Annotated in this window: 5 protein-coding genes (1 of these 5 cut by a window edge); 4 read left to right on the plus strand and 1 reads right to left on the minus strand. The window is 45.9% G+C overall.

Translation table 11 applies throughout. The annotated features are described in order from the left end of the window. Positions 1-203 precede the first annotated feature (203 nt). Positions 204-1433, plus strand: coding sequence for a phosphoglycerate dehydrogenase (serA, locus tag ACZ5DR_RS06260; RefSeq protein ID WP_377365973.1), 1230 nt, complete (start codon positions 204-206; stop codon positions 1431-1433). A gap of 80 nt (positions 1434-1513) precedes the next feature. Here serA and ACZ5DR_RS06265 read toward each other — a convergent pair whose 3' ends face one another. Further along, positions 1514-3484, minus strand: a complete 1971-nt coding sequence (locus tag ACZ5DR_RS06265; protein WP_377365972.1) for a methyl-accepting chemotaxis protein — start codon at positions 3482-3484, stop codon at positions 1514-1516. A gap of 294 nt (positions 3485-3778) precedes the next feature. On the opposite strand from ACZ5DR_RS06265, the gene ACZ5DR_RS06270 reads away from it, so the two are divergent. The 3 genes from ACZ5DR_RS06270 to ACZ5DR_RS06280 all read left to right on the plus strand — a co-directional run. After that, positions 3779-4891, plus strand: coding sequence for an extracellular solute-binding protein (locus ACZ5DR_RS06270; protein WP_377365971.1), 1113 nt, complete (start codon positions 3779-3781; stop codon positions 4889-4891). Positions 4892-4975: 84 nt separating this feature from the next. Further along, positions 4976-6058: an ABC transporter ATP-binding protein gene (locus ACZ5DR_RS06275; RefSeq protein ID WP_377365970.1), complete on the plus strand. Its 1083-nt coding sequence runs from the start codon at positions 4976-4978 to the stop codon at positions 6056-6058. Further along, a protein-coding gene (locus ACZ5DR_RS06280; RefSeq protein WP_377365969.1) for an ABC transporter permease crosses the window boundary here: on the plus strand, positions 6051-6848 show its 5' portion. It continues 90 nt past the right edge of the window; 798 of the gene's 888 nt are visible here — the first part of the coding sequence; its start codon is at positions 6051-6053; its stop codon lies off the right edge, out of view. The genes ACZ5DR_RS06275 and ACZ5DR_RS06280 overlap by 8 nt, the downstream gene beginning before the upstream one ends.

Genomic DNA, 6848 nt, shown 5'->3' on the forward strand with positions numbered 1-6848 from the left:
TGAAATTTGATCAGTATATTCTAGTGGGCTGGTCAGTACATCTCCAGTTAAATTGCGTAAAAAAGACGTAATTTATCGTTGAGTTGAGTTTTGCTCCAGTCAAGATGAACCACATTCCTCTATCTTTGCTACGTCTATTTGGGTTGTGTGTTAACATAACCCCTTAAAAATCCCCCATTACCATAGAGAAGTCAGAAGAAGCGATGAGCAATACCTCTTTAGATAAATCAAAGATCAAAATTTTATTGCTGGAAGGCGTGCATCAATCTGCTATCGAAGCGTTGAACGCTGCCGGCTACGACAACATTGAATACCATAAAACTGCCCTAGCAGAAGATGAGCTGATTGAGAAAATCTCAGAGGCGCATTTCATCGGTATTCGTTCCCGTACTCAACTTACTGCTAAAGTACTGGAGCATGCGAACAAGCTTGTAGCTGTTGGCTGTTTCTGTATTGGCACAAACCAAGTGAACTTAGACGCAGCCTCTGAAAAAGGTATCGTTGTTTTTAACGCGCCTTTCTCAAATACACGAAGCGTTGCTGAGTTAGTGATTGGTCAGTTGATTCTTCTACTTCGTGGCATTCCAGAAAAAAATGCTGTGTGTCACCGTGGTGGTTGGATGAAGTCTGCCGTAGGGTCTTACGAAACTCGCGGTAAGCGTCTGGGTATTGTTGGCTATGGCAGCATAGGTACTCAGTTAAGCGTATTGGCAGAATCCTTAGGCATGGAGGTTTGCTTCTACGACATCGTGACGAAATTACCATTAGGTAACGCACGTCAGGTTAAATCTTTAGAAGAGTTGTTATCTACGTCAGATGTCATCAGCTTGCATGTTCCTGAGACGGCGAGCACTAAGATGATGATCGGTGCTGAAGAAATCGCGCAAGTGAAAAAAGGCGCTATTTTCATTAACGCCTCTCGCGGAACAGTAGTAGATCTAGATGCCTTAGCTGAGTCTATCAAAGCGGGCAACATTTCTGGTGCAGCGATTGACGTATTCCCGGTTGAACCAAAAGGCAACGCAGAAGAGTTCGTATCCCCATTACGCGGCCTAGACAATGTTATTTTGACTCCGCATATTGGTGGCTCCACAATGGAAGCACAAGAAAACATTGGCGTGGAAGTGGCTGAGAAGTTGATTCAATTCTCTGATGTCGGTACGACAACTGCTGCAGTGAACTTCCCTGAGGTGGCATTGCCTGCACAAGCGGATAAACACCGTATTCTACATATTCACGAGAACCGTCCAGGTGTGTTGTCTAAGATCAACGCTATCTTCTCTGAAAATGACATTAACATCACAGGCCAGTTCTTACGTACAACTGAGAAACTTGGCTACATGGTAATGGAAGTGGATGCAGACGAAGGCGAGCTTGCACTTGAAAAAGTGAAAGAAGTAGAAGGCACTATTAAAGCACGAGTGTTGTTCTAATCTCATTTGATCCCTTCAGAACAAAAAAGCCGATACAGTGTGTATCGGCTTTTTTATAGGTGTCGCAAACGCATCCAGTGTTAGCGAATACCCAGAGTGGTCGTAATATCTTGGATCTTTTTGCGAATATTCGCTGTCATCTGTGCTAGGAACTGTTCAGATTCTTCTGCTTGTTCGCGTACCCGATCAACGGTCTCTGTCAGTAAGCTTACACTACGCTTTTGTTCTTCTGCGTAACCTGTTGCTTTACGGGATAAGACTGAAGACTGCTCCGATTTTGTTTGAACTTCCTGAGCCGAGTGTCCCAGCTCCACAGTGAGGTTACGTTGATCGCCTGTCACTGATTCAATAAGCTCCAAGTTTTTGCGTAAGTTAGTCGTCGAAAGGGTTAGTGAATCAAAAATGGCGGTAATCTCAGCGAGAGAATGTTGAGTGCGGCCAGACAGAGTGCGCACCTCATCGGCCACCACAGCGAATCCTCGACCCGCTTCACCTGCTCGAGCAGCTTCTATGGCGGCGTTGAGGGCGAGTAAGTTGGTCTGCTCGGCAATGTCTCGAATACCTGTCACGATTGAGTTGGCGCTGGACACGGACTCTTCAAGGTTTACCAAAGCGGACTTACTGCTTTGCAGTTGCTCTACTGTTGCTTGGTTTGCTTTTTCCAAAGAAGACGCTTGTTGAAGACTGGTCTGCATGGCCACGCTGGTTTCTCTGGCGTAGCTCTCTACCTCTTTAGCGCGAACCTCCGCTTTGTTTGCCAATACGTCCACATGGCCAGCTTGCTCTACAGTTTGCTCTAGGGCCTGTTTAGATGCCATGCTGATGTCATGAACTTGGCCAAATGCGTTCAGCATTTCGTTCAAGGACGCTGAAATGTTTTGTAATTCATTGTCCCTTTGAACCCGTTGTGCAGCGATTTGCTCAAGGTAGCGATTTAAATAACGAGCGACATCAGACAGCTCATTTTTGCTATTGGCAACGGCGAGAGTATGAATGTCATCACTCTCAACCAAGGCTTTCACTGCATTGTATAAATCCTTAGCACTGTTGACGACGACTCGAGTTTGGAATAGGTGGGTGATGATGGTGGTTAAGATCATGATAACCACGAAAGCGCCAAATGCGATTAAGGTATTGCGCTCGGTTTCAGCAGTCGCGGCCTTAATCGTTGCTGTGCCTTTTTCAAGCTCCTCTTCTAGTTGAGAAATGAGCTGACGAATATTCTGTTTGGCTTGGTCTGCTTGAGCGATAACCTCTAGGCTCGTATTCACATCTTTTAAGTATCGATTTGACCAAGTGTTAAGCTCGCTTTTCGTTTCTTCAAAGGCGTCCGACACCTCATCTTCGTCTTCGTCACTACCCCAACCCATCAGGGCTGATAGGTCGTCTCCTGATGAGTCCTCTGAGTCATCACTATTTTGCCAGGCAGGTAAGGCGCTGAGCTTAGACACCTGCTGAATAAGTAATTGATTGGCTTGAGTAAGGTTGTTGCGATTGTCATCAGACGGGCTGTTTAAGAATTCGCCTGAGGCCTGACGCATTGTCGAAAGTGCTGCGAATATATTGCCTTGGGCTTTGAGGTACTGCAGCACCAAATCTGAATCGATGCTGCTGTCTGCATTGTTGAGCTCTTGGTTTAAATACTCCAACGACAGCAACATTTGGCGTTCGTTGTTCTCAATTAAAGCGTAGGGATTTCCCGACAGCTTTCCTGCCGCTCTCACATCGGATTGTAAACTGTTAGAGATGGCCGCAAGACGTTCTGATAACGAGATCTGAAGTGATTCAGGCAAAGTGGCTAGTAGAGGGGTAATGGTTTCGGAGATAAAAAGCTCGGACTCATTTAATAGAGAGGCTTCTCCAGTCGTTAAGTAGTGCTCGATCCTTTGTTCTAATTGAATGGCAGACGCTTCCCACACCGTATTAAAGGCCTCGTTTTGTTCAAAGGCGTTACGATATTTTTGAGTGCTCCAAAGTAGCAGCGCAATGAGTGCAACGGCAATCACTAGATAGCTTGAGGTGGTGATGCGGGTGACATGGGAGATTTTCAATTTAGTCTCGCTTTCAATAATTAGGCCTTGGATTGGATGGGGCTACTTTATTATCAAAATGTGACGGTTTTGTTTCAGTTTCTGGTGTGACTGGATAGATTGCTCCTCTGGAGGAAAAGTTGAAGGTTTTTTCGGCTATGAATACTGACCAAAATGTCAGTTTCTATTGACTGTTTGTTTTTTCGTCACTAAATTGAAACATTAGTCACAGATAATTAAACAAATATTTAATAAAAAGGTGGCTTTCCGTCGCCCGTCATGGGAACGAATGTCAAAAGGATACAAGGAGCTAATATGACAATTTCTCGCCGTCAGTTTATAAAGGGCGCGTCTGCTGCTGGAGCAGTGGCTGCAACGCCGTTTTCAATTGGCAACGCTATAGCTGCAACAAAAGAGCTTAGAATTTACGCATGGGCTGGTTACATTACCGATGAAATGTTGGCCGACTTTAAAGCGAAAACGGGTATCAATGCGACATTCACACCCTATGGAACTAACGACGAGTTGATGAACTCATTACGTGCTACAGACGGCACGGGTTTCGACATTATCATGCCGACAGTCGATCGTGTTCCTGGCTATGTTGATTACGAGCTGGTTCAACCACTAGATACAACTCGTATTAACTGGGATGGCTGTTTAGACAGCGCTATGTCAGGTTCCGAAGTGGGTGGAGTGGTAGACGGTAAACGTTATTTTGCTCCGTCTGACTGGGGTACTGAAGCGATTGCTTACCATAAAGACTATGCTGATGTGGATCCTAAAAATCTGAGCTACGGCGATTTATGGAAGCCAGAGCATGCGGGCGGTGTGACCGTGCGTGGTCATTCAGCACTTGTGGGCATTGGTCTTTGGCTAGAGAAAATGGGCAAGCTTCCTTACCCACTTTTAGAGTCATACAAAACAGAACAAGCCATGCGTGCTAACTTCGATGTGATCCTGAAAGAAGCGGTTAAGCATAAAGATATGATCGCTCAATTCTGGTCTACTGAAAACGAAGCGCAAGGTGCTTTCCGTACTAACGGCGCCTTGATAGGTCAAACTTGGGACAGTACAGCCTTTAAACTTGGCCAAGAAGGTGAGCCAATTGCCTACGGCGCGCCAAAAGAAGGTGCTTTGGCGTGGATGGAAGGCTTTGTCATTCCTAAAAATGCTAATAACGTCGATTCAGTCTACGAGTTCATTAACTGGTACTACACTCCTGAAGCGGGTGCTATGTTTGTGAAAGCGACGGGCTACAACTCTACTTCTAAGGGCGCTGCGGATCTTCTACCGGAAGCCACTAAGCAGTTCTTTAAAGATTCCTACTCCGATCAGGACTTGGCAAACCTATGGTGGTGGCCAATCCAAGAACCTTGGTATGTGGCGCTTCGTAACGAGTATCAAGACCGTTACCTATCTGCATAATTTATCCAAGTAACCTTCTATAGATGCCTGCTGGTTCGCCAGCGGGCATTCCGCGTTTTATATAAAAATGATTCGAGAGGCCCCATGGACAGTAGTGTTCATTTAGATGATGTAGTCATGCGTTTTGGCGATTTTACCGCCGTACAAAAGATGGATTTGAAAATAGAATCCGGCGAGTTCTTTAGCTTTCTAGGGCCTTCTGGCTGCGGTAAAACCACTATTTTAAATATGGTGAGTGGTTTCCTAGACCCTAGTGAGGGTGCCGTTCGTATCGGCGGGAAAGATATGCGTGGCGTGCCTGCTAACAAGCGTCCGACCTCTATGATTTTCCAAAATTTAGCTTTGTTCCCCCTAATGACGGTGGCAGAGAATATCGAATTTGGCCTAGAGGTCCGCGGGGTTTCGAAGGCGGAGCGTAAGAAAACGTCTGATCGTTTGTTGGAGTTAGTGGCGCTGGAAGGTAGCGGTACTAAAAAAGTATCCGAGTTATCTGGGGGGCAAAAGCAGCGTATCGCGATTGCTCGAGCGCTAGCCGTTGAGCCTCAAGTGTTGTTATTAGATGAGCCCTTGTCAGCGTTGGATTTAAAATTGCGTCAGCACATGCGTACTGAATTAAAAGAAATCCAGCGTAAAACAGGCATCACTTTTATATATATTACCCATGACCAAGGTGAAGCGCTGACAATGTCAGACCGTGTGGCAGTCATGTCAGCAGGAAAACTGCAGCAAGTGGCTGATCCCATTGCTCTTTATCGTGATCCACAAACATCCTTCGTTGCTTCCTTTGTTGGGGAGAATAATGGCATTTCAGGAACCGTCGTTGAATCACGAAATGGTGAGGCTATTATCGATGCGGGGGTGTTAGGTAAATTAGCTGGGCGTGTAGCTGAGCCCATTGCGCCTGGTGCTCGTGCGACACTCTTCATTCGCCCAGAGTCGTTCCAGTTAGGAGAAGGGGCTGATTTTGTGTTGCCAACCACTCTTGAAGAGGTGAACTTTGAAGGCTCATATCTAACCTTAAATAGCCAGTCTGCGGGAGCTCAGTCACTGGCCATTCAGCTGGCAGCTAATCAATATACTGAAGATATGGTCGCAGGGAGGGCAATGAGCCTGTCTTATCGTGCTCAAGATGCCATCGTCATTGCAGGGGAGGCCAGCGATGTATAGTCAGCTTAAAGGTCGCTTTGGCGGGCCTTTGTCAGTTGGCATCATTGCACTCATTGCGATTTGGCTAATTGGCATGGTGATACTGCCGCAGCTCTTAATGGTGGATTACTCGTTTAAGCCTAATTTGCTTCCGAGCGAAGTTGGGGGGCCAAAGGATCAATATTCTTTGGTGAATTACACCACCCTTTTCGGGAACACCATTCACTTATCTATTTTCTTCAAAACCATCTGGTCAAGTGTGTTGGTTACCTTCTTAACCTTAGTGGTCAGTTACCCGTTGGCTTTTTATCTAGCGAAAGTGGCCACGCCAAAGCAAGCGGCGTTATGTTTGTTGTTACTTATTATTCCATTTTGGATTAACGAGATTCTACGTACCTTTTCTTGGTACATCATCTTGGCTTACAAGGGGCCATTGAATGCTCTGTTATTAGGGTTGGGCTTGATAGATCGTCCAGTGAGATTTCTCTCTGGTGACGGGGGCGTTTTGATCGGTATGGTATACGCCTACATACTATTTATGATCTTTCCTATTTATAACGCCATTGAGAGTCTCGATACCAATCAGGTTAAAGCTGCTCGTAACCTAGGAGCTGGCTGGATCAGAACCCATTATCGAGTGATTATTCCCCATGCTAAACCAGGTATTGCTACCGGCTGCATTATGACCTTTATGTTGGCTGCAGGTAGCTATGCAGTGCCTGCATTGCTCGGTTCACCCGGTAGTCGTTGGTTTACCCAGATTATTTATAACTGGTTTTTTGAAGGTGGAGACTGGAACCAAGGTGCTGCT

The sequence above is a fragment of the Marinomonas vaga genome (assembly GCF_055388305.1).

Excerpts from the sequence above, each read along its gene's own strand:
- ACZ5DR_RS06270 (WP_377365971.1), top strand. The coding sequence starts at position 3,779 with ATGACAATTTCTCGCCGTCAGTTTATAAAGGGCGCGTCTGCTGCTGGA.
- ACZ5DR_RS06275 (WP_377365970.1), top strand. The coding sequence starts at position 4,976 with ATGGACAGTAGTGTTCATTTAGATGATGTAGTCATGCGTTTTGGCGAT.
- serA (WP_377365973.1), top strand. The coding sequence starts at position 204 with ATGAGCAATACCTCTTTAGATAAATCAAAGATCAAAATTTTATTGCTG.